General features: G+C 74.5%; 15 protein-coding genes. 4 read left to right on the forward strand and 11 right to left on the reverse strand.

Going from position 1 to position 23,174, the window contains the following annotated elements:
* Nucleotides 1-11 precede the first annotated feature (11 nt).
* Together mycP and AQJ58_RS44415 are read right to left on the reverse strand one after the other, a co-directional pair.
* A complete protein-coding gene (mycP, locus tag AQJ58_RS15615; RefSeq protein WP_079078945.1) occupies nucleotides 12-1,262 on the reverse strand; it encodes a type VII secretion-associated serine protease mycosin in 1,251 nt (416 codons plus the stop codon).
* Complete coding sequence (locus AQJ58_RS44415; protein WP_234360061.1) at nucleotides 1,259-2,908, reverse strand: hypothetical protein; 1,650 nt, start codon at nucleotides 2,906-2,908, stop codon at nucleotides 1,259-1,261. Before AQJ58_RS44415 ends, mycP begins: the two co-directional genes overlap by 4 nt.
* Nucleotides 2,909-4,357: 1,449 nt before the next feature.
* Here AQJ58_RS44415 and AQJ58_RS15625 point away from each other — a divergent pair.
* Nucleotides 4,358-5,560, forward strand: coding sequence for an amino acid deaminase/aldolase (locus tag AQJ58_RS15625; RefSeq protein ID WP_067250372.1), 1,203 nt, complete (start codon nucleotides 4,358-4,360; stop codon nucleotides 5,558-5,560).
* A gap of 12 nt (nucleotides 5,561-5,572) precedes the next feature.
* Here the strand turns inward: AQJ58_RS15625 and AQJ58_RS15630 are convergent, their stop codons facing one another.
* From AQJ58_RS15630 to AQJ58_RS15640, 3 genes are all read right to left on the reverse strand, one after another.
* A complete protein-coding gene (locus tag AQJ58_RS15630; RefSeq protein ID WP_067250374.1) occupies nucleotides 5,573-6,364 on the reverse strand; it encodes a 3-oxoacyl-ACP reductase in 792 nt (263 codons plus the stop codon).
* Nucleotides 6,361-7,746 (reverse strand): aldehyde dehydrogenase family protein, encoded by a 1,386-nt coding sequence (locus AQJ58_RS15635; protein WP_067250376.1) that lies wholly within the window; start codon nucleotides 7,744-7,746, stop codon nucleotides 6,361-6,363. Before AQJ58_RS15635 ends, AQJ58_RS15630 begins: the two co-directional genes overlap by 4 nt.
* Nucleotides 7,747-7,841: 95 nt before the next feature.
* The gene (locus AQJ58_RS15640) at nucleotides 7,842-9,203 is read right to left on the reverse strand and encodes a glutamine synthetase family protein (RefSeq protein ID WP_067250378.1); all 1,362 of its coding nucleotides are present in this window, start codon (nucleotides 9,201-9,203) and stop codon (nucleotides 7,842-7,844) included.
* Nucleotides 9,204-9,313: 110 nt separating this feature from the next.
* Between AQJ58_RS15640 and AQJ58_RS15645 the strand changes: the two genes are divergently transcribed.
* Together AQJ58_RS15645 and AQJ58_RS15650 are read left to right on the forward strand one after the other, a co-directional pair.
* Nucleotides 9,314-10,048: a FadR/GntR family transcriptional regulator gene (locus AQJ58_RS15645; protein WP_067250381.1), complete on the forward strand. Its 735-nt coding sequence runs from the start codon at nucleotides 9,314-9,316 to the stop codon at nucleotides 10,046-10,048.
* Nucleotides 10,049-10,143: 95 nt separating this feature from the next.
* A complete protein-coding gene (locus AQJ58_RS15650) occupies nucleotides 10,144-10,863 on the forward strand; it encodes a gamma-glutamyl-gamma-aminobutyrate hydrolase family protein (protein ID WP_067250383.1) in 720 nt (239 codons plus the stop codon).
* Nucleotides 10,864-11,163: 300 nt separating this feature from the next.
* Here AQJ58_RS15650 and AQJ58_RS15655 read toward each other — a convergent pair whose 3' ends face one another.
* Complete coding sequence (locus AQJ58_RS15655; protein WP_067250385.1) at nucleotides 11,164-12,093, reverse strand: LysR family transcriptional regulator; 930 nt, start codon at nucleotides 12,091-12,093, stop codon at nucleotides 11,164-11,166.
* 91 nt (nucleotides 12,094-12,184) lie between these two features.
* Between AQJ58_RS15655 and AQJ58_RS15660 the strand changes: the two genes are divergently transcribed.
* Nucleotides 12,185-12,706, forward strand: coding sequence for a hypothetical protein (locus AQJ58_RS15660; RefSeq protein ID WP_234360062.1), 522 nt, complete (start codon nucleotides 12,185-12,187; stop codon nucleotides 12,704-12,706).
* A gap of 33 nt (nucleotides 12,707-12,739) precedes the next feature.
* On the opposite strand, the gene AQJ58_RS15665 is transcribed toward AQJ58_RS15660, so the two are convergent.
* The 5 genes from AQJ58_RS15665 to eccCa form a co-directional block, all read right to left on the reverse strand.
* Nucleotides 12,740-13,459, reverse strand: a complete 720-nt coding sequence (locus AQJ58_RS15665; RefSeq protein ID WP_067250388.1) for a helical backbone metal receptor — start codon at nucleotides 13,457-13,459, stop codon at nucleotides 12,740-12,742.
* A 5-nt stretch (nucleotides 13,460-13,464) separates the two neighbouring features.
* Nucleotides 13,465-14,043 (reverse strand): helix-turn-helix domain-containing protein, encoded by a 579-nt coding sequence (locus tag AQJ58_RS15670; RefSeq protein ID WP_067250391.1) that lies wholly within the window; start codon nucleotides 14,041-14,043, stop codon nucleotides 13,465-13,467.
* Nucleotides 14,044-14,364: 321 nt separating this feature from the next.
* Nucleotides 14,365-15,600 carry a S8 family serine peptidase gene (locus tag AQJ58_RS15675; protein WP_067250393.1) on the reverse strand — a complete coding sequence of 412 codons (1,236 nt, stop codon included), beginning with the start codon at nucleotides 15,598-15,600 and terminating at the stop codon, nucleotides 14,365-14,367.
* Entirely contained in the window at nucleotides 15,597-18,908 is a 3,312-nt protein-coding gene (locus AQJ58_RS15680) for a right-handed parallel beta-helix repeat-containing protein (protein ID WP_079078947.1), read from the reverse strand. Before AQJ58_RS15680 ends, AQJ58_RS15675 begins: the two co-directional genes overlap by 4 nt.
* Nucleotides 18,909-19,152: 244 nt before the next feature.
* The gene (gene eccCa / locus AQJ58_RS15685; RefSeq protein ID WP_067250398.1) at nucleotides 19,153-23,100 is read right to left on the reverse strand and encodes a type VII secretion protein EccCa; all 3,948 of its coding nucleotides are present in this window, start codon (nucleotides 23,098-23,100) and stop codon (nucleotides 19,153-19,155) included.
* Nucleotides 23,101-23,174 lie beyond the last annotated feature (74 nt).

The following is a 23,174-nucleotide window of genomic DNA, read 5'->3' on the forward strand; positions in this document are numbered from 1 at the left end:
CATGTCACGCGTCACACGTCGTAGGCCTCGTACGTCTCATAGGTCTCGAAGCCGTCCGGCTCGCGGCGGCCGCGCCACAGGACGACCGCGCCGAGCAGGAGCACCACTCCGGCTCCGCCCGCGAGCGGGGCGGCCCAGTCGGAGGAGTCGTCCTCGGCGCGGGCGGCGTCGGGGCCCGCGCCGAAGTACTTCTTGCCGTAGGACGCGGCCTTCAGGCCCTCCGGCCGGAGGTCGGCGGCGGCGCGGATCGCGGCGGCGGGGTCGATGAAGCCGAAGCCCCGGGAGTCGTCACGGCCGCCGGCGGGAGGGTTGCGGGCGGTGTCCTCCAGGAGCTTCTTGATCTGCGCCGGGGTGAGCCCGGGGTGGGCGGCCTTGACGAGCGCGACCGCGCCCGAGACGAACGCGGAGGCCGCGCTGGTCCCCCAGCCTTCGTAGTACTTGTGGTCGGGGTCGGCGATGACGACCTTCTGGCCGGGGGCGGCGACCGTGGCGTACCAGCGGCGGGTGGAGAAGTCGGCGCGGGTGCCGTAGCGGTCGACGGCGGTCGCGACGATCACGCCCGGGTAGGCCGCCGGGTACGAGATGTGGTCGCCCTTGTCACCGCCGTTGCCGGCCGAGGCGACGACGACCACCCCCTTCTTCAGGGCGTACTGCACGGCCTCGTCCTCGGCCGGCTCGGGGTGGGCGGAGGCGGAGTCGTCGCCGAGGGAGAGGTTGATGACGTCGACACCCTGGTCGGCGGCCCAGCGGATGCCCTCGGCGAGGGCGTTGCCGCGGCTGTTGCGGGCCTTGGTGCGCTGGGGGTCGTCGTCCTCCAGGATCACGCGGACGGGAAGGATCCTGGCCTCGGGCGCGATGCCCATGACGCCGTCCTCGTCGCCGTACCCGTGCCCGTGACCGGCGATGATGCCGGCCATGGCGGTGCCGTGCCGGGCCCAGGGCCGTTCGCCCTCCTTCGCGCCGAAGCCGACCATGTCCCTGCCTTGGAGGACGTTGCCCTCCAGGTCGGGGTGGTCGGCCTCCACACCGGTGTCCAGGACGGCGACCGTGATGCCCTTGCCCTTGGTGGTCTGCCAGGCCTCCTGGGTGTGCATGGCGTCGAGGGCCCACTGCTGGGCGCGGATGCCGTCGGCGTACGCGGGGGCGGCGGGCAGCAGGGCGACGGAACCGGCGAGCAGACAGCAGAGCAGGCCGGCCCCGCGAAGACGGTGGCCGCCGAGGCCGCGAGGACGGTGCGGGCTGCGCGTGCTGCGGCGGCTCATGAGGGCTGCTCCGGGGGCGGCGTGACGGCGGTCTTGCGCAGGCTCCGTTCGATACGGTCGGCGAGGCCCTGGGCCTCGTTGCCGAGGCCGGCCTGGGCGGGGGCCGCGGTGGAGCCGGAGGCGGTGGCCTGCGTGGCGGGCTCGGGGCTCTCGACGGTACGGCCGTCGGCCCAGCCGGAGACGGCGTAGACGACGACCGGGGCGTCGGTGAGGACGGAGAGCGTCCACGAGGCGCGCTGCCGGTCGCCGAAGGAGGCGGCGGCGGTGCCCTTCGCGGCGTACGGCTTCGGCATCAGGTCGGTGCGGCGGGCCAGGCCCTCCTTGTCGAACCGGGTGTCGAGGGCGCGCATGCCGGCCGCGTCGGCGGTGGTGAAGAGCAGGCCGACGGTGGTGACGTAGCTCTGGGTGGCGTCGGTGTAGGTGGCGCGCAGGAGCCGCTGGCAGCCGACCGCGGTGAGGGCCTGGCGCAGCAGCGGGTCGAAGGCGTCGGCGCAGCCGCTGTCCGGGGCGACGGCGATCCGGGTCCAGGTGCGGTCGGCTCCGCCGGGCCCGGCGCCCTGGCCGTCGACGGTGACCGGGAACAGCTCGTCGACCGGGACGTTGTGCCAGAGTCCGCCGGCCGCGGCGTACGTGTCCCGCGCGCCGCTTCCCTCCGCGTCCCCGACGAGCCAACTCCCGGTGACGGCACCGCCGATGAGCCCGAGCCCGAGCACGACACAGGCGGCGGCCACGAGGGTCCGCCCGCGCCGCCCGGCCCCCCGTCCCGCGTCGCCGAACCCTTCGGGCCGCGCGAAGGTCACCACGGGGCGCGTGGCACCGGGCGCCTTGCCGGGAGCCATGGGAGCACTCCAGGAGAGAGCGGGATCCGGCGACAGACCACCGGGCAGGGGCGGCTCTGAGGGGCGCGGGATGGCGGCGCCCGCCTTGGTGGAGTGCGCGGTGAACGGGTCCGGGGCGACCGTGGGGCGCGGGGGCGTGTGCGGTGCGGCGGTGGGGCGCGGGGGCGCCTTCGGGGCGGGAGCGGGGCGCGGTGGGGTGTCCGGCGCGGGCGGGGGCGTGCGGCGGGTGGAGGCGCCCGGCTCGGCATCGCCGAAGTCACCGAAGAGGGAGGGGCGGGCGGAGGCATCCGCGTCGCCCCGGAAACGACCGGCGACGCTCGACCCGCCCGCGGGACGGCCGGAGGCACCCGCCTCGGAAACGGCACGGCCGGGGGCTCCCGCGGCCGGGGTGGGGCGGGCGGAGCTGCCGACGGGGTCGGTCGGGGGGCGCCCGGGGACGCCCGGAGCCGAAGCGGGGCGACCGGAGGCCCCCGGCGTGGAGGCAGGACGGCCGCCGGAGGCTTCCGGGCCGGGCGCGGACCGGCCGGACGGGCCGGACACGGGGGCGGCGGGGTCGCCCGTGGCCGTGGTGAGGCGCGGCGCGGGGGCGGGCGTCGGGCGAGTGGGTGGGGCCGGGGAGGCCGCCGTCGGGCGGGTGGTGGGCTGCGGGGGCGCCTGCCGGGGGGCTCGGGGCGGGAGGGTGAAGTCGGGGGGCGGTATCGCGGAGGTGGGCGTCCAGGCCGGCTGGTCGTCCGGCTCGCCCGCCGACGGCTGCGCGGCGGCGGCACGCCGGGCGGAACCGGGGCCCTGCCCCGTCTCCTGGTCCACGGCGACGCTCGGGCTCGGGACCCAGCTGCGGGGCAGCGGGCTCCAGGCACTGCCGGAGGCGGGAGCGGTGGGACGCGAGCCGCTGTCGTCGGCGGGCTCGGCGGAACGGGGGGCCGTCGCCCCCGGACGCGGGCCGAAGAAGTCGGAGGACCGGGGAGTCGAGGGGGCCGGGCGGCGGGCGCCGCTCGCTTCGGTGGGTTCCGGGGCACGCGTGGCAGCGGGACCGCCGGCACGTGTGGCAGCAGGGCCCCCGAAGCGCAGCTCGGTGGTGTGGCGGTCCGCACGCTCGTCGGCCGAAGCGCCGGGGCGCGTGCCGGGGCCGTTGTCGGTGCGGTCAGTCGATGCGCCGCCGGGGCGGGCACCCGTACGGTCGGTCGGCGCGCCACCAGAACGCGGACCGGGGCCGGCACCCGGACGATCGGCCGGCGCGGCTGCGGGCCGGGAACCGGCGCCGGCACCCGGACGATCGGCCGGCGCGGCTGCGGGCCGGGAACCGGCGCCGGCACCCGGACGGTCAGCCGGCGCGCCACCGGAGCGCGGGTCGGAACCGGCACCCGTGCCGTCCGCACGTGCCGTGCCGGTGCTCGGGCGTGCCGCCGGGGCCGAGGCAGGGCGTGGGCCAGGGGCGGATGCAGGGCGTGGGCCAGGGGCGGCGGGCGGTGTCGGGGGGTTGCGCGGGTCGTCGGGGTGGGCCGTGCGGGGTGTCGCCGTGCCGGGCGGTCGGTACGGGGCGGAGCCGTTGCGGGGGGTGCCCGGACGGCGTGGCGGGGCGTCGGGGAAGCGGGCCGACGCGGGCGGCGGGGGCGGGGGGTCCACGGGATCCGGGCCGAAGGGGGCGGAGAAGCGGAGGGTGCGGTCCGAGGGCGCTGTCCTGCCGGGAGCGGACGGCGGGCCGCCGGGCTCCTCGTCGACGGACGGGGCGTACGGGCGGACCCAGGGGGACGGGGTCCTCGGCGGCCCGGGATGCGGGGCGCTGTTCCGTGGCCCCGCGACGCCGTGCGTGCCGTTCTCGCCGGCTCCGGACGGCTGCGCTGTGTCGTTCGCGGGTTTCTCCCCGGGTGCGGCGGTCGGCGGTTCCTCGTGGCCCGCGCCCGCCGTGGGCGGCTGGGCCGGACGGGGCGGCACGTCCGGGCGCGGGGGAACCGAGGCGCGGCGTGCTTCCGTGCTCATGCACCCCCCGTTTCCTCTGGCCCGGGCCGTCGTTCTCGTACGCGGGCCGTCCTGCGTGTGCCCGGCGGCCCGGTGCGGACGCGGCGGTCCGTCCAGGCACGCATACCCGCGTGGAGGGAGCGGCATCCCGGCACGGATCTCCGGCCGGAGCCGTCCTCCGTGCGTGCGCGTCACTCTACGGCTTGTTGCCGAGCGAACGGGAACCGGTCCGTGACCGACGGGGCATCTGCCCGGAACATCCCCCTACCCTGCGGTAATCGAGTCTGGCAGGCTTCGTTCATGACTGCGCGCGCCGCCGACCGGGCCCGTTACGACCGGGCCACCGAGCATCTCGACGCCCCACTCGCGATCGTCGACCTGGACGCTTTCGACGCCAACGCGGAGGACCTCCGCCGCCGGGCAGGCGGCAAGCCGATCCGCGTGGCCAGCAAGTCCGTGCGCTGCCGGACCCTGCTGGAGCGCGTCCTCGCCAAGGACGGCTTCGCGGGCATCATGTCCTTCACCCTGGCCGAATCCCTCTGGCTCGCCCGTTCCGGCTTCGACGACATCCTGCTCGCCTATCCCTCCGCCGACCGCACCGCCTTCGCCGAACTCGCCGCCGACCCCAAGCTCGCGGCCGCCGTCGCGGTCATGGTCGACGACGTCGCCCAGCTCGACCTGATCGACGCGGCGCGGGCCGGCGGCACCGAAGTCATCCGCGTCTGCCTGGAGTTGGACACCTCGCTGAAGCTGCTCGGCGGCCGGGTGCGGGTCGGTGCCCTGCGCTCCCCGCTGCACTCCCCGGCCCAGGTCGCCGAGGTGGCACGGGCGGTGGCCCGGCGGCCGGGCTTCAAGCTCGTGGGGATCATGGCGTACGAGGGTCATATCGCCGGTGTCGGGGACGACGTGGCCGGGCGGCCGTTCCGGTCCCGGGCGATCCGGCTGATGCAGGCCACGGCCCGCCGTGAACTCGCCGAGCGGCGCGCCGCGGTGGTGCGGGCGGTGCGGGCGGTCGCCCCGGACCTGGAGTTCGTCAACGGCGGCGGCACCGGCAGTGTGCAGCACACGGCCGCCGAGGACGCGGTCACGGAGATCGGCGCCGGGTCGGGGCTGTACGTGCCGCGGCTCTTCGACAACTACACGTCGTTCACCGGGCGTCCGGCCGCCCTGTTCGCCCAGCCGGTCGTACGGCGGCCGGGGGTCGGGGTCGTGACCGTCCTGGGCGGCGGATACCCCGCCTCCGGTGCCCCCGGACCGGACCGGCTCCCCGTGCCCCACCTCCCCGAGGGACTGCGGTACGACCCCCAGGAGGGCCCCGGCGAGGTGCAGACCCCGCTCCTCGGCTCCCCCGCCGACGATCTGCTGATCGGCGACAAGGTGTGGTTCCGGCACGCGAAGGCCGGTGAGCTGTGCGAGCGGTTCGACATGCTGCACCTGGTGGAGGGGGACACGGTCACGGCGACCGTGCCCACCTACCGGGGTGAGGGCCACACGTTCCTGTGAGCCCTGTGAGCCCTACAGCGGGGTGACGTACGCCCCGGCGATACCGCCGTCCACCAGGAAGTCGGCGGCGTTGACGAACGAGGAGTCGTCGCTGGCCAGGAAGGCCACGGCCGCGGCGATCTCCTCGGCCTCGGCGAACCGGCCCACCGGGATGTGCACCAGCCGCCGTGCGGCGCGCTCCGGGTCCTTCGCGAACAGCTCCTGCAGCAGCGGGGTGTTGACCGGGCCGGGGCACAGGGCGTTCACCCGGATGCCCTCCCGGGCGAACTGCACGCCCAGTTCACGGGACATGGCGAGGACGCCGCCCTTGGAGGCGGTGTACGAGATCTGGGACGTGGCCGCGCCCATCCTGGCCACGAACGACGCCGTGTTGATGATCGAGCCCTTCCCCTGGCGCCGCATGTAGGGGATGGCGGCCTTGCAGCACAGGTAGACGGAGGTCAGGTTGACCTCCTGGACGCGCTTCCAGGCCTCCAGGCCGGTCTCCAGGATGGAGTCGTCGTCGGGCGGCGAGATGCCCGCGTTGTTGAAGGCGACGTCGACGCTGCCGTAGGTGTCGTACGCCGTCTTGAACAGGGCCTCGACCTGCTCGGCGTCGGTGACGTCGACCTTCACGAAGATCCCGCCGACCTCCTCGGCGGCCGCCTTGCCGCGGGCCTCGTCGACGTCGCCGCAGACGACGTGGGCGCCCTCGGAGGCGAGCCGGCGGGCGGTGGCGAGGCCGATGCCGCTGCCGGCTCCGGTGATGACGGCCGTGCGGCCGACGAGGCGACGGCAGACGATCTCTTCGGTGGATGCGGTCACTGTGCGGGGCCCTCCGTGCTGGTTTCCGTGGAGATGAACACGTTCTTGGTCTCGGTGAAGGCGGTCAGGGCGTCCGGGCCCAGCTCACGGCCGACGCCGGACTGCTTGAAGCCGCCGAACGGGGTCCAGTAGCGGACGCTGGAGTGCGAGTTCACCGACAGGTTTCCCGCGCGCACCGCCTGCGAGACGCGCAGGGCGCGGCCGACGTCCCGGGTCCAGATGGAGCCGGAGAGGCCGTAGGGCGTGTCGTTGGCGAGCCGGATCGCGTCCGCCTCGTCGGTGAAGGGCAGCAGGACGGCGACGGGGCCGAAGATCTCCTCGCGGGCGGCGTCGGAGTCGGGCGCGGCGCCGGTGAGGACGGTCGGCGGGAACCAGAAGCCCGGTCCCTCGGGGGCGCTGCCGCGCAGCCCGGGCGCGTCGTCCGGGACGAACGACCGCACGCGCTCGACCTGCTGACGGGAGATCAGCGGGCCCATCTGCGTGGCCTCGTCGGCCGGGTCGCCGACCACGACGGCGGACAGCTCCCGGGCGAGGAGGTCGGCCACCTCGTCGTACACCGACTCCTGGACGAGGATCCGGGTGCGGGCGCAGCAGTCCTGGCCGGAGTTGTCGAGGAAGGAGAAGGGGTCGACGGCCGCCTTCAGGTCGGCGTCGGCGAAGACGACGTTGGGGCTCTTGCCGCCGAGTTCGAGGGTGACGGGCTTGACCTGGCTCGCGCAGCGCTCCATGACCTCGCGGCCGGTGCGGGTGGAGCCGGTGAACACGATCTTCGCCACGCCGGGGTGGTCGACGAGCGCGCGTCCCGCGACGGCGCCGTACCCGGGCAGGACCTGGAACAGCCCTTCGGGCAGGCCGGCTTCGAGGCCGAGCTCGGCGAGGCGCAGGGCGGTGAGCGGGGTGGTCTCGGCGGGCTTGAGGACGACCGCGTTGCCGGCCGCGAGGGCCGGGAAGGAGCCCCAGGCGGCGATCGGCATCGGGAAGTTCCAGGGGGCGATCACCCCGACCACGCCGAGCGGTTCGTGGAAGGTGACGTCCCAGCCGCCGGGCACCGGGATCTGCCGGCCGGTGAGGCGTTCGACGCCGCCGGCCGCGTACAGCAGCAGGTCGCGGGCGTTGCCGGCCTCCCAGCGGGCGTTGCCGAGGAGGTGGCCGGCCTCGCGGACCTCCAGCAGCGCCAGCTCTTCGAGGTGGGCGTCCACGGTGTCGGCGAACCGGCGCAGCAGCCGGGCCCGGTCGGCGGGCGCGAGCGCGGCCCAGCGCGGCTGGGCCGCCGCGGCGCGCCGGACGGCCGCGTCCGCGTCGGCCGCGTCGGCGGCGGGGACGGTGGCGACGACCTCCTCGGTGGCCGGATTCAGGACGACGAGCTCGTGCGGGTCGGACAAGGGGTGGCCTTTCACGGGTGGGGCGTCAGGGGCGGGGCGTCCCGGGCCGGGTACCACAGGCGGGGCGTCCCGGGCCGGGTGTCACAGGCGGGGCGTCAGAGGCGTTCGAAGGAGCGGCGCAGTTCCCAGTCGGTGACGGCGGCGTCGAAGGCCTCCAGCTCGACGCGTGCCATGTTGCGGTAGTGGGCGACGACCTCGTCCCCGAAGGCCGCTCTGGCGACCGGGCTGGTCTCCCACAGCTCGGCGGCCTCGCGGAGGGTGCCGGGGACGTGGGCGTAGTCGGCGGTGTAGGCGTTGCCGGGGCAGGCCTCGGGCAGTTCCAGCCGCTGCTCGATGCCGTGCAGGCCCGCCGCGACCAGAGCGGCGACCGCGAGGTGCGGGTTGACGTCCCCGCCGGGCAGCCGGTTCTCGAACCTGAGCGAGCGGCCGTGTCCCACGACCCGCAGGGCGCAGGTGCGGTTGTCGTGGCCCCAGGCGACGGCGGTCGGGGCGAAGGAACCCTTCTGGAACCGCTTGTAGCTGTTGATGTTGGGGGCGTAGAGGAGCGAGAAGTCGCGCAGGGCGGCGAGCTGGCCGGCGAGGAAGTGCCGCATGGTGTCGGTCATCCCGCCGTCCTCGGCGGCGAAGGCGTTGCGGCCCTCGGCGTCGGTGAGCGAGAGGTGGATGTGACAGGAGTTGCCCTCGCGCTCGTTGAACTTCGCCATGAAGGTGAGGGAACAGCCCTCCTGGGCGGCGATCTCCTTGGCCCCGGTCTTGTAGATCGCGTGCTGGTCGCAGGTGACGAGGGCCTCGTCGTAGCGGAAGGCGATCTCGTGCTGGCCGGGGTTGCACTCACCCTTGGCGGACTCGACGGTGAGACCGGCTCCCGCCATGTCGTTGCGGATGCGGCGCAGCAGCGGCTCGATGCGTCCGGTCCCGAGGACCGAGTAGTCGATGTTGTACTGGTTGGCCGGGGTCAGCCCCCGGTAGTTGGCGTCCCAGGCCTGTTCGTAGCTGTCCTTGAAGACGATGAACTCCAGCTCGGTGCCGACCTGTGCGGTGAGGCCGTGCTCGGCGAGGCGCTCCAGCTGGCGGCGCAGGATCTGGCGCGGCGCGGCGACGACCGGCGAGCCGTCGTTCCAGGCGAGGTCGGCGACGAGCATCGCGGTACCGGCGTTCCAGGGCACGCGGCGCAGGGTGGACAGGTCGGGGTGCATGGCGAAGTCGCCGTAGCCGCGCTCCCAGGAGGACATGGCGTAGCCGTCGACGGTGTTCATCTCGGTGTCGACGGCGAGGAGGTAGTTGCAGCCCTCGGTACCGTGGTGGAGGACCTCGTCGAGGAAGAAGCGGGCGGCGAACCGCTTGCCCTGGAGCCGCCCCTGCATGTCGGGGAAGGCCAGGACGACGGTGTCGATCTCACCGCTCGCGACGAGGGCGTGCAGTTCCTCGACGGCGAGCGGGGGTGTGCGGTCTGCCACGGGAGGACCTCCTCAGGCTTCCTCGGCTGGTGTTCGCCTCTATGACTCGGACGGCCGGGAGCCATAAGGTATTGCCGAGAACCATTGCTTGGGAAGGGGGGTACGGCCAGATGCCGGTGGACGCGGACGACGGCTCGGAGGACCGGTTGACCCCGGTGCTGCGACCGGTGCGCGCGGGGAACGGCTTCGAGGAGGCGCTGGAGCAGATCCTCCAGGTCCTCCGGCTGGGCCTGGTGCCCGGCGGTGAGCGGCTGCCCGCCGAGCGCATCCTGGCGGAGCGGCTCGGGATCAGCCGGGTGACCCTGCGCGAGGTGCTGAAGGTGCTCCAGGACCAGGGGCTCGTGGAGTCCCGGCGGGGCCGCTACGGCGGAACGTTCGTGCTGCCGCGCGCGGACGCCGGCGGCGAGGACGAGCTGCGGCGCCGGATCGCCGAGGTCGACGTCGAGGACGTGCTGCGGTTCCGCGAGGTGCTGGAGGTCGGCGCGGCCGGGCTGTGCGCGGCGCACGGGCTGACCGGCGAGCAGGCGGACCGGCTGCGGGACGCCCTCGCGCGGACGGCGGACGCCCCGCTGGCCGACTACCGGCGGCTGGACACCCTGCTGCATCTCACCCTGGCCGAGCTGTGCGGCTCCCCCTCGCTGACGGCGCAGTACGCGGCCGTGCGGGCGAGGGTGAACGACCTGCTCGACTGCATCCCGCTGTTGGTGCGCAACCTGGAGCACTCGCAGCGCCAGCACATCGCCCTGGTCGAGGCGGTGCTGGACGGGGACGCGGACGGGGCGCGGGAGATGATGCGCGAGCACTGCGCGGGGACGGCGGCGCTGCTGAGGGGCTTCTTGACCTGAGCCGCGACGATCGTCGGGGCGGATCTTCCGGCCGTCAAAAGGTGCGCGTACAGTCCATTGGACGGACGGGGTGACGGAACGGGTCGGGAGGACGGATGACGGACGGCGGCCGCCCGCTGATCGGGGTCAGCACGTATCTGGAGGCCGGGGCGCGCTGGGGCGTGTGGGAACTGGACGCCGCGCTGCTGCCCGTCGGATATCCCCGGCTGGTGCAGCGGGCGGGCGGTCTGGCCGCGCTGCTGCCGCCGGACGCGCCCGATCACGCGGCGGCGACGGTCGCCCGGCTGGACGGCCTGGTGATCGCGGGCGGCCCGGACGTGGAACCGGTCCGATACGGCGCCGAGCGCGAGCCCCGTACCGGCCCGCCGGCCCGGGAGCGGGACGCCTGGGAACTCGCCCTGATCGACGCGGCGCTGGCGGCGGGCGTACCGCTGCTGGGCATCTGCCGGGGCATGCAGCTGCTGAACGTGGCGCTCGGCGGCACGCTGACCCAGCACATCGAGGGGCACGCCGAGGTGGTCGGGGTGTTCGGCAGTCACCCGGTCAAGCCGGTGCCGGGCACGCGGTACGCCGCCGCCGTCCCGGAGGAGAGCGCCGTGCCCGCCTACCACCACCAGGCCGTCGACCGCCTCGGCAGCGGTCTGGTCGCGAGCGCGTACGCGGCGGACGGGACCGTGGAGGCGGTGGAGCCGTCCGCGCCCGACGGCTGGGTGCTCGGGGTGCAGTGGCATCCGGAGATGGGGGACGACCTGCGGGTGATGCGGGCACTGGTCGAGGCGGCCGGGGCCGCTCCGCCCGCCGTCACCGCCCCATGAGCGGGCCGGGGGTCTTCGCGCGGCGGCCCTGGTGCCGCGGGCTTGGTCCGACGGCCTCGGGGCCGCGGCCCTGGTGCCGCGGGCTTGATCCGACGGCCTCGGGGCCGCGGCCCTGATGCCGCGGGCTTGATCCGACGGCCTCGGGGCCGCGGCCTCGGGGCGGCGCCGTCAGCCGAGGCGGCCGGGGCCGCTCCGCCCGCCGCCCCCGCCCCATGAGCGGGCCGGGGGCCTTCGCACGGCGGCCTTGGTTCGACGGCCCTGGTGCGGCGGCCTCGGTGCCACGGCCTCGGTGCCGGGGCGTCAGCCGCGGGTCAGGGACAGCAGGTCCCGCGCCGGGCCCGTCGGGCGGTGGCCGGTCGGCCAGACCGCGCGCAGGTCCCGGGCGAGCGAGACGCCCTCGACCGGGACGGCCACCAGACGCCGCAGGGACAGCTCCTCCCCGACCGCCAGTTCGCTGAGGACCGCGGGTCCGGCCCCGCTCACCGCCGCCGCCTTCACGGCCGTCGTCGAGGAGAGCTCGATCAGGGGGCGCGCAAGACCGCCCAGCGCGCTGTCGAGGACCTGGCGGGTGCCGGAGCCCTTCTCCCGAAGGATCAGCGGGGTTCCGGCCAGCTCGGCGGCGGCCAGCCCCCGCCGGCGCCGGGCCCAGGCGTGTCCGGGGGCCACCACGACGATCAGCCGGTCGTGGGCGATGACCGCGGAGTCGAGGCCGGCGGGGACCGTCAGTCCCTCCACGAAGCCGAGGTCCGCCTCCCCGGCCAGCAGCCGTTCCGCCACGGCCGCCGAGTTCCCGGCGTGGAGGGAGACCGCCGTGTCGGGGCGGCCCGAGCGCAGCGCGACCAGCCACCCCGGGAGCAGGTACTCCGCGATCGTCATGCTCGCCGCCACCCGCAGCCGTGAGTCCCGCCGGTCCCGCAGCGCCTGCGCCCCCGCGTCGAAGGCCTGCGCCGCCTCCACGATCCGCCGGGCCCAGTCCGTCACCAGCGCGCCCGCGTCGGTGAGCCGGGACCCGCGCGGCGAACGGTCGACGAGGGCCACCCCGAGCAGACGTTCCATGGAGCGGATCCGGCTGCTCGCGGCGGGCTGGGTGATGCCCACCTCGCGGGCCGCCGCCCCGAGGCTGCCCAGCCGGGCCACGGCCAGCAGCAGTTCCAGCGCTCCGAGCTCCGGCACGCGATGCGCGAGGGAGCCGGTGACCGCGGGCTGTTCCTCCGACGTTTCCCTGCTCATAAGCCCAGTTTATGTCCCACCGGCGAGGGTGTCCCCGGCTCTGGGGGCAGGCGCTGGTGCCGCCGTCGCGGGATGGCCCAAGCTGGCCCGCATGGACTGGTTGCCACTGCTCTCCACCCTGGCCGGGGCCGCGATCGGCATCGTCGCCACTTCCATCGCCGATCGGAACCGGTGGAAGCACGAGAACGTCAGAGAGGCTCATCGGCTGCGGCTCGACATCTACACGCAGTACACCACCACCGTGAAGGTCCTCGGCCAAACCCTGCGGGCCGTGGCCGAGCGAGAACACCCCTCCGACGCCGAGCGGGCCCTCGCGCTGCGCGAGGCCTTCCGGGATTCGGGCATAGCCACCGCATCGGAACGGATGTGGCTCATCGCGCCCCAACCCGTCGTCAAGGCCTCCGACAGCGTGTTCCACTGCCTGCGACGCATCTGCGACGGCTACGCCGAGGGCACTGCCGTCAGCAGTGCGGAGGATCGCGCCCGCTGGGAAGCGCGCGGCAAGGCGGCCGCCCGGATGCGCAAGCTCATGCGTGACGACCTCGGCGTGGGGCCCCTCACCGAGCGCCACAGCCCCCTGCTCACCGACTACGACGCCCCCGGCGCCCCGTGAGGCGGGCCGGACGGGCGTACCGGCGGGGGCCGGTCAGCCGAGCGCCGCGCGCAGGGCCGCGGCCAGCGCCCGGGGAGCCTCGGCGAGCGAGGGGCCGTACCAGGTCAGATGCCGTCCGCTGACGAGTGCGCAGGGCAGCCCGGGGAAGGCCTCGGGGCCGTCCTCGGCGGTGAAGCGGTAGGGCTCGTCGGGGAGGACGACGACGTCGGGGGCGGCCGCCAGGAGGTCGTCCAGGGCGATCCTCGGGTAGCGGTCCTCGTGGTGCGTGTGGAGGTGGTCGACGCCGAGGCGGGCCAGCACGTCACCGGCGAAGGTGTCGCGGCCCAGCACCATCCAGGGCCGGCGCCAGATCGGCACGACGGCCGAGAGACGGGTCCGGGGCTCCTTCAGCCCGGCCCACTCCTCCTCGGCCTCGTCCAGCCAGCGCGGCCGGGAGCGCGCGCCGCACGCCGTGAGGACGCGGGCCAGCTCCCGGAAGGCCTGCGGGACGTTCCGCACCTCTGTGACCAGCACCTCGACGCCCGCCGTGCGCAGGGCGGCGAGGTCGGGTGCGCGGTTCTCCTCCTCGTTGGCGATGACCAGGTCGGGAGCGAGGGCGGCGATCCGTTCGACGTCCGGGTTCTTGGTGCCGCCGATCCGGGTGACCTCCAGGTCGGCCGGATGGCTGCACCAGTCGGTCGCGCCGACCAGCGCGCCGGGCACGGAGACGGCCACCGCCTCCGTCAGGGAGGGCACCAGGGAGACGATCCGCACGGGCGTCAGCGCTTCCGGTTCCGGACCGCCTCGATGTGCTCGGCGACGGCCACGACGACCACCCGGGTGTCCGGGACGGTCGCCCGCCAGCGGTGGCGGACCCCGCCGGTCAGGTACAGGGTGTCGCCCCGGCCCAGGCGGTAGGCGCGGCCCTCCGCCTCGATCTCCACGGCGCCGTCGGCGACGTACATCAACTGGTCGTTGCGGTTCTGGATCTCCCGGCCGGCCTCGTGGTCGCCGGAGAACTCGGTGGCGTGCATCTGGTGGTGGCCGCGGACCAGGGAGCGGGAGCGCGGTACGGGCCCCGGCGTCTCGGCGGCCTCGGCCACCTCGGCGCGGACGACGTCCACGCTGCACGCCGGGTCGGCGGCGGCGAGGAGTTCGACGGCCGTGGTGCGCAGGGCGTCGGCGAGTTTCTCCAGGGAGCCGGTGCTGGGGCGGGCGCGGTCGTTCTCGATCTGGCTCAGGAACGGGACCGACAGGCCGCTGCGCTCGGCCACGACGGCGAGGGTGAGGTCCAGGACCCGGCGTCGCCGCCGTACGGCAGCGCCGACCCGCAACGGCTGTTCTTTGTGGTCGCCCATCGCTCCGGCTCCCTCCTTCGCCCGTCGAAACCGTGGATGTCCTGAAGAGTTCTCTGCACCCTACGCATGTTCGGCAAACCGTTTCATGTGCCCGTCACATCGAGGACACACCACGTGACGCACGACCCCACAGATCACGCCAGCCGAGCGGGCCGCCCGGGTCGCCGGGCGGTCGGCCGCCCTCTTCTTTTCCGGTTCAATGCGCGAACGGCCGTGAGTGTTCCCGCTCGTCCCCGGCTTCGCAAGCTTCCCACCCGAGGCCTTGGGGTGGCTCTGCGTGGTTGGCCGGATTATTGCCGTGGTGGATGGGGCCGGTAGGGCTCAGACCGGCGGCGCCGGGTCGTTCCCGGCCGGGCGCCACCGGCGGGCGCGGCCCCTCGGGCCGGCTGCGGCGGCCCAGGCGACCGCCAGGAGCAGGCCGCCGCCCGTCCCCGCCACCACCAGGGCCCGCCGGGTCGCGCGTGCCCCCGACCCGTCCGGCTCCAGGCGGACCGGCCGGGAACCGCCGCCCGGTGCCGCCTGCACCGATTCCGCGCCCGGCACCTGGGTGACGGCCCCGAAGGGATCCAGCCTCGGTACGTCCGCCGGGTAGGCGCTGGTGATCAGGCGGCGGGCCGTTCCGGCGGCGGAGAGGCCGGGATGCGCGGACCTCACCAGGGCCGCCGTGGCGGCGACGTATGCGGCCGCGAGCGAGGGGCCCGAGCCGATGAAGTGCCCCCGTCCCCGGGGGCCGATACCGAGGACGCCGTCGCCCGGTGCGGCGAGGTCTGCGTGGACCGGGACGACCGCGCCCTGCGGTCTGTGCCCCCGCACGTCGACGTCGACGACGGACAGTACGCCGGTGTCGGCCGCCGGCCAGTAGTCGGCGGGCGGGCGGGACGAGGCGGAGGACGTGCGGTCGCGAAGGGCGTCGGGAGCCGCGGCGGCCACGATCAGGGCGTCGTGGTCGGCGGCGTGGGCGACGGCGCCCCGGAGCGCGGCCGAGCTGCGCGACACGGCCGGGGAGACCGCGATCACCCGCGCACCGGCGTCCACGGCCGCCCGGATGCCGGCCGCGACCGTGGCGTCGGTCGCCGTGCCCCGCTCGTCCGTGCCGCGCACCGCGAGGACATGTGCCCGCGGGGCCGCTCCGGCGAAGGCGACGCCGCGCACGGGCGCGGCGGCTATGAGCCCGGCCACGAACGTCCCGTGGCCCACGCAGTCGGAACCGGCCGCACCGACCACCGTGACCCGGCCCGCCAGTGACGGCGCCTTCGCGGAGACTCCGGTGTCGACGACGGCCACCGTCACCCCGGCTCCGGTGGCGACCCCCCGTACCCGGGACAGCTCCAGGTCCCGCTGTTCCCAGGGGGTGGCCTCGGCCACCGTGGCGGAGCCGCCGGTGCAGGCGGCCCCGGCCGCCAGCCGGGAGGGCATCACGGGCAGCCGTACGGGCTCCCCGGACACGGCACCGGCGGCGGGCGGACAGGCCACCGCCGCGAGAACCGGGAGCAGGACGACGAGGGCCCGCAGCGCGTGACGCGGCCTCGGTCCCGGGGCAGGGCTCCTCCGGATCATTCCGCCACCGCCTTGCCGGGCACGGCGTCCTGGGGCAGCAGCAGCCGCAGATCCTCCAGCCCCGGGGCGGCCAGGGTGCTCAGCCGCCCGGCCTGGCGCGTCATCATGCCTTCCAGGACCTGCCGGGCGAGCCGCGCGTTGCCGAAGGACCGGTCGCGGGGCAGGGACTCGAAGTACGTGCGCAGCACCTGGCCGGTGCCCGGCCCGCACTCGTACCCCGCGGCGGTCGCGTGTTGCCGCACGATGGTGACCAGTTCGTCCGAGGAGTAGTCGGTGAACTCCACCCGCCGGGAGAAGCGTGAGGAGAGCCCCGGGTTGGAGGACAGGAAGCGCTCCATCTCCGCCGTGTAGCCGGCGACGATGACGACGACCTGGTCCCGGTGGTCCTCCATCAGCTTGAGCAGGGTGTCCACCGCCTCCTGTCCGAAGTCCTGTCCCGAGCCCGGCCCGGTGGGGGTCAGGGTGTAGGCCTCGTCGATGAACAGCACTCCTCCCAGGGCCCGTTCGAAGGCCTCCCGGGTCAGCTGCGCCGTGTGACCGACGTACCGGCCGACGAGGTCGGCACGGGCCACCTCGACGAGCTGGCCCCGTGGAAGCACCCCCAGGGAGACCAGCAGTTCGGCGTAGAGCCGTGCCACCGTGGTCTTGCCGGTCCCCGGGGACCCGGTGAAGACCAGATGATGGCTGATGCGCGGCGCGGGCAGGCCCGCCGCCTCGCGCTGCCGGGTGACGGACAGCAGGTTGACCAGGTCGGTGACGTCACGCTTGACAGCGGCCAGGCCGATCAGGTCGCCGAGGCGGGCCAAGGGGTCGCCGTCCGCGCCGGAGGCGGCCTCGCCGGCTGCCGCGCGCGCCGCCTCGTCGCCGAGGTCCGCCGGGAGGAGGAGCTGGAGGTCCTGGTCGGTCGGCTCCGTGAGCGCCGCCAGACGGGATGCCTGCCGGTCGACCATCTCCTCGAAGACCTGCCGGGCGGCTCGGCCGTTGCCGAAGGACGCGTTCTTCGGCATGCGCTCGAAGTGCGCGCCGAGGGCGGTCCGTGTCGTGTCGTCGAGCGCGTACTGGTGCCCGGCGCACATGCTCTCGACGATCGCCACCAGCTCGGGCACCGCGTAGTTCTCGAATTCCACCGTCCGGGAGAACCGCGAGGCCAGACCGGGGTTGGAGGCCAGGAACGCCTCCATCTCGGCGGAGTAGCCCGCGGCGACGACGACCACGTCGTCGCGGTGGTCCTCCATGAGCTTGAGGAGGGTGTCGACGGCCTCCCGTCCGAAGTCGGCGCCGGAGCCGCGGCCGTCGGAGAGCAGGGTGTACGCCTCGTCGACGAAGAGCACGCCGCCCAGGGCGCGTTCGAAGGCCTCGGTGGCCTTGATGGCGGTGCCGCCGATGACCTGGGCCACCAGATCGGCCCGTGAGACCTCGACGAGGTGCCCCGACCGCAGCGCGCCGAGCTCGGCGAGGATCGCCCCGTAGAGGCGGGCCACGGTCGTCTTGCCGGTGCCGGGCGGACCGGCGAAGACGAGGTGCCGGCCCATGGGCGGCGCGGGCATCCCCAGTTCGGCGCGGCGCTGCGCCAGCCGTGTCAGGTTGACCAGCGTGCGCACCTGGTGCTTGACGTTGTCCAGGCCGATGAGGGAGTCGAGCGCGCCCAGGGGCCCGTCCGCCCGGGTGAGCCCCGCTTCCTGGCCGGCGGCGTCGTCCTGCGTGCGGTCCGCGGCGCCGCTGTGCTCCGCGCCCCAGGAGTCCTGCTTGCCGTTGCCGCTGCTGGTCAGTCCGTCCACGGCGAGTCGCTCACCGGGAACGGAGTGGACGAGCCCGCGCCCGCCGTTGTCCCGGACGGCGCAGTTGACCACGGACACCGGTTCGGTGGACTCGATGCGCAGACCGTCCTGGGCGCTGCCCCGGATCTCACAGGAGCTGAACGCCCCGCGTCCGCCCTCGGCGACCACGATCCCGTGCCGGTGGCTGCCGGCCACCCGGAGCCGGGTCGCGGTGATCTCCCCGCCGCCCTCCACGGTCACACCGGACTCCTGGGCCCCGGTGATCTCCAGGTCCCGTACGGTCACGACGCCGTCGGTGCCGACGGACACACCGCCGGCAGCGGGAGCGAGGACCGCTCCGCCTCCGATGTAGAGGTTGCCGTCGTCCTCGGACCTGACACCGCAGCGGCCGGGCCGCTCCACGGTGCAGTCCTCCAGCCGGCCCCGGCCGTCCTTGAGGACTTCCACCCCGTGTCCGCGCGGCGCGGTGATCCGGGCGCGCCTGACCAGAGGGTTGGCGCCGGTGCGTATGGACATGCCGTCCCCCTGCGCGTCGGTGACGTCGAGCCGGTCCAGTTCGGCGGCCGACTCCTCCTCGAGCAGGACGGCGGTCGCCGCGCAGTCCCTGACGGTCAGGCCGATCAGGACGGGAGAGGCGTGACCGCTCACCCGGAGGGCGGGGGCCTCGGCCATGTCCAGCCAGCAGTCCTCGTACGTGCCCCGGGAGCGGTCGGTGACCAGGAGTCCATGGCTCCTGGTGCGTGACGTACGGCATCTGCGGACGACCGGGTCGCTGCCACCGCTCACGACGATGCCGGCGCCGGTGGTGCCGGTGACCCGTACCTCCTCCAGTTCCGACCGGCCCCGGCTGGCGAGCTGGATCCCCGTACTGGTGTCGTGCACCACGGTCCGCAGCACGCGCGTGGTGCTCTCGCCCTCCAGGGCGACGGCGGGCTTGTCGGTCGAGGAGATGTCGCATTCCTCGACCGACCCCCGGGACTCCCCGCCGGCCAGGAGGCCGTTGCCGCGGGCGTCGCGAATCGTGCAGCCGCGCAACGTCATCCGGCCGCTCTCCCCGATGACCACGCCGGAGGTGCCGAGGTGCTCGATCGTGCACGACTCGACGGAACTGTCCATCGGGGAGGTGACCACGACCCCGGCACCCCCGGGATTGCTGATCCGGCAGTCGCGCAGGGCGAGCGAGCCGCCGGCCCGGGCCAGCAGGGCCGTCCACGCGGAGCCGGTGATCTCACAGCCGTCCATGGCCAGTTGTCCGCGCGGCACGTCGACGACGGGCAGATCACCGTCACGCCCCTCGAACACCAGGTCGGTGAGCAGGGCGGCTTCGGCCCTGAGCACCAGCGCGCTGCCGCGGCGCGGCGCTATCCGGACACTGCCCCGGCCCTGCTCCGCGACGAGGGTGACCGCGGTGGCGAGGGTCAGGTTCTCGGCGTACGTGCCGGGAGCCACCCGGACGACGGCGCCGCTTCGCGCCCGGGCCAGAACCTCACCGATCGTCCGAAAGCCGTCGGGTCCCTCCGGGCGGACCATTAGCACCTGGCGTGACACGCGTGTTCCTCCTCTTTCATGACCTCGTGAGGCCACCGAGCCCGCCCGGGAAATCCTGGATCGCCATGTGCCGGGCTCGATCCCGCCCGGACGTACGGGATCGGCCCAAGTGGGCAGCTGTGAAGGCGACTTGAGGTTCGAGAGCCGGTGCGTGGAGCCGCCGTGCCGAGAAGGACAGCGCCCCCCGTGCTCCTCCCTACCTCGCGTGGACGCGCCGTGCGGCGTCTCATTCCCCGCCCGGCGCCTCCCCGGTGCCCTCGTCCACGAGCGCGGTCTGCATGAGGAGCGCCTTGCGGCGGGCGACGTACTGGGCGCGGCCGGGCGGCAGGGTGCGCGGCTTGACACTGCCGAAGAGGTAGCCCTCCGACGGGGGGCAGGACAGCAGCAGTCCCGGTGTGTTGATCTCGTCCAGGCGCCGCAGCAACGGGTCGTTCAGGCCGCGCCCCGCACCGGTCGCGGACCGGACCACCACCAGGTGCAGCCCCACCTCGTGCCCCAGGGCCAGATGGTCGAAGAGCGGGTCGAAGGGGTGCGTGCCGCCGAAGCCGCCGCCGACCATGTCGTAGTCGTCGACGAGCACGAACAGCCTCGGTCCGGTCCACCAGTCGGCGAGGCGCATCCGGGCCGGCGTGATGTCCGGTCCGGGCAGCCGGGTGCCGAGGGCCCGGCTCGAACCGGCCACGAGGTCCCGCAGGGCGTCGAGCGAGACCGCGTGCCCGAGGCGGTACTCCTGCGGCACCGCCTCGACCAGCGTGCGGCGGTAGTCCACCACCAGGATACGGGCCTCGTCGGGTCCGTAGCGGGCGGTGACGGCCGCCACGACCAGGCGCAGCAGGTTGGTCTTCCCGCTCTCCGTGTCGCCGATGCCGATCAGGTGCGGGGTGCGGCTGAAGTCGTGCCGGACCGGCGAGAGGGTCTCCTCGTCCAGGCCCAGCGCGATCCGCAGCCCGTCTGTCAGGTCCGGCTCGGGCAGTTCCGCGGCGGGCAACCGGTGCGGCAGGGTCCGCACGGGGGGTGCGGCAGGACCCGGCCAGCAGCCGGCGACCCGCTCCACCAGCGCGGCCACCCCTTCGGTGAGGTCGTCGGCGTCCTCCCGGCCGTCGATGCGCGGCAGTGCCGCCAGGAAGTGCAGCTTGCCGTCCGTCGTCAGACCGCGTCCCGGGCTGCGGGGCACGGTCGCGGCCCTGCGGATGTCGACGACGGAGTCCATGGCGTCACCCAGCCGCAGTTCCAGGCGGGTCGCCGCCTGGTCGCGCACCTGGGCGGACAGCTCCATCCAGCGGGCCGTGGCGACGGCCAGGTGCACGCCGTAGTTCAGACCGCGCGTGGCGATCTGGTTGAGCGCGGGCACCAGCGCGTCGAAGTCCTGGCGCAGCGTGCCCCATCCGTCGACCACCAGAAAGACGTCGCCGTGGGGCTCGTCCTCGAACTCACCGGCCGCGCGGCGCCTGCGGTAGGTCGCCATCGAGTCGATGGCGCGGTCGAGGAAGAACTGCTCGCGCCGGTTGAGCAGGGTGGTCACCTCGGCCACCGTGCGGTGGACCCGCTCGGTGTCGAGCCGGTTCGCCACCCCGCCGACGTGGGGCAGTCCGGCGAGTGCCGCGAGCGTGCCACCCCCCAGGTCGAGGCAGTAGAACTGCACCTCGCGCGGCGTGTGGGTGAGGGCGAGCGCGGCGATCAGGGTGCGGAGCACCGTCGACTTGCCGCTCTGCGAACCGCCGGCGACCGCGAGGTGCCCGCCGCTGCCCGAGAGATCGACGACGAGCGGGTCACGCCGCTGCTCGAACGGCTTGTCCACCACGCCGACCGGTACCGTCAGCCGGCCGAGCCCCGGCCAGTCGGCGCAGACCAGCCCGCGCTGCGGGTCCTCGGCGAGGCCGGGCAGCAGTGCGTCGAGGGCGGGCGGCAGGTCGAGCGGCGGCAGCCAGACCCGCAGGGCCGGCGGTCCCGCCTCGCGCATCCGCTCCACGGCCACCGCCAGCAGGGACGCCGCGTCCTCCTCCCCCTCCTCCGCGGCTTCCGGCTCCGGCTGCTGCGGGGCCGGGGCGCGCGGCACCACGTAGTCCGCCGTCCACGGCACCACCTGGCTGGCGAGCCGCGCCTGGAGCACCGGACCCCGGCGGGTCCGGTACGGCCCCGACACGTACGCCGCGCGGAATCGGGTGAGCGCCTCCACGCCGCTCTTGAGGAAGCCCGCGCCCGGCTGGGACGGCAGCTGGTAGGCGTCCGGGACCCCCAGTACCCCGCGGCTCTCCATGGCGGAGAAGGTGCGCAGGCCGATGCGGTAGGACAGATGACTCTCCAGCTGGTGCATGCGTCCCTCGTCCAGGCGCTGCGAGGCCAGCAGCAGATGCACCCCGAGGGACCGGCCCAGCCGGCCGATCATGACGAACAGGTCCATGAAGTCCCGGTGGGCGGCGAGCAGTTCGCTGAACTCGTCGACCACGATGAACAGACTGGGCAGCGGCGCCAGGGGAGTTCCGGCGGCGCGGGCCTTCTCGTACTCCAGGGCGGAGGTGAAGTTGCCCGCGGCCCGCAGCAGTTCCTGGCGGCGTATGAGCTCACCGTGGACGGCGTCGCGCATGCGCTCCACCAGGGCCGCCTCGTCCGCCAGGTTGGTGATCACCGCCGAGGTGTGCGGGAGCTCGTCGAGGCCGAGGAACGTGGCGCCGCCCTTGAAGTCCACCAGGACGAAGTTCAGGGTCTCGGAGGAGTTCTTCAGGGCGAGAGCCAGCACCAGGGTGCGCAGCAGCTCGCTCTTGCCCGAGCCGGTCGCGCCGATCAGCATCCCGTGCGGGCCCGTGCCGCCCTGCGCGGCCTCCTTGATGTCCAGTTCGACCGGGCCGCCGTCGGCCCCCACCGCGACCGGCACCCGCAGCCGGTCGGCGCCCGTGGTGGCCTGCCACAGCGTGGCCGGATCATGGCGGTGCAGGTCGGGGATACCGAGCAGGGTGGTCAGTTCGACGTCCGTCGACAGCGGCTCGGCGGTGTCGGCGGTCAGGCTCATCCGGTACGGCGCGAGCATCCGGGCCAGCGCCCGGGCCCCGGCCGGGCCGATCCCCTCGGGCCTGCCCAGCGGCGTCGACTGCTCCTTGCGGCTGCGGTCGGTGCGCACCAGGCACAGCGCGTCGGGCCGGACGTCCAGCCGCAGAGTGGTGCGTCCGGGGCGCCACCGCAGGGCCTGCGTCAGGTCGAGCACGACGACGTTGCGCAGCCCCGTGCCGTCGACCCGGTGTCCGGCGGGCACCCGGCCCCCGTCCACCACGAGCACCGTGAACGGCTCGTCACGCCCGGGGACCGCGTCGGGGTCGAACGCGGGCCGCTCGGTGAACTCCACACCGAGCAGGTCCTCCAGACCGTTCAGGTCGGCGGCCACCATACGGGCGGGCCCGGCACCGTCCTGTTCGTACGGATGCAGGTTGTGCGGCAGCCACTTGACCCAGTCCCACTCCGCCCGGCGTTCGTCGCTCACGCACAGGGCGATCCACAGTTCCTCCGGGGCGTGGAACACCGCCAGGTGGCACAGCGCGGTCCGGACCAGAGCGCGTGCCGCCGCCTCGTCGCCGCGCAGCAGCACCCGGGCCCAGGACCGCAGGTACAGCGCGATCGGCTGGTCCGGCACCGTGCTGTAGGCCCGCATGAAGCGGCGCAGCGCGTGCGCGGACAGGGGGTCGAGGTCCTCCACGGGCTTGGTGGACGCGGGGGCCAGCTGCATCGCCAGCTGCTGGTCGCCGACGGCCACCCGCACCTCCGCGAAGTCGTCGTCCTTGGCGCGCCGCTCCCACAGCCGCGTGGTGCGCACCATCGAACGGAGCGTGTGCGGCGCGGGGTGGCGCCAGGCGAGTGCGGCGTGCTGCTCGACGACCGCCCGCTGCACCTTCCTGCGGCTCTGCGAGAGGTAGCGGAGATAGTCCCGCCGCTCGCCGCGCAGGCGCTGCTTGCGCTCGCCGTTACGGCGCATCACCTGACCGACCATCATCACCGCGGAGCCGAGGACCATCACACCCAGCGCCACATAGGTCAGCACGCCTCCGCCGCCGCCGGGCCGGACGAACGCCAGCATCATCGACACCGACATGAGCCCCATCGGCAGATAGGTCCATACTGCCGAATTGTCCGGAACCGTCTCCGGCAGGACCGGCGGCTCCTGGAGGGCCAATTCGCCCTCGGGCATTTCCGGCCCTCGCCTTCGGGCGGGACGACGGAACAGGACGACACTCAAAGAACGGGCTCCTTAAACCGTGGCGC

The sequence above is a fragment of the Streptomyces sp. DSM 15324 genome (assembly GCF_001514285.1).
Taxonomy (GTDB): domain Bacteria; phylum Actinomycetota; class Actinomycetes; order Streptomycetales; family Streptomycetaceae; genus Streptomyces.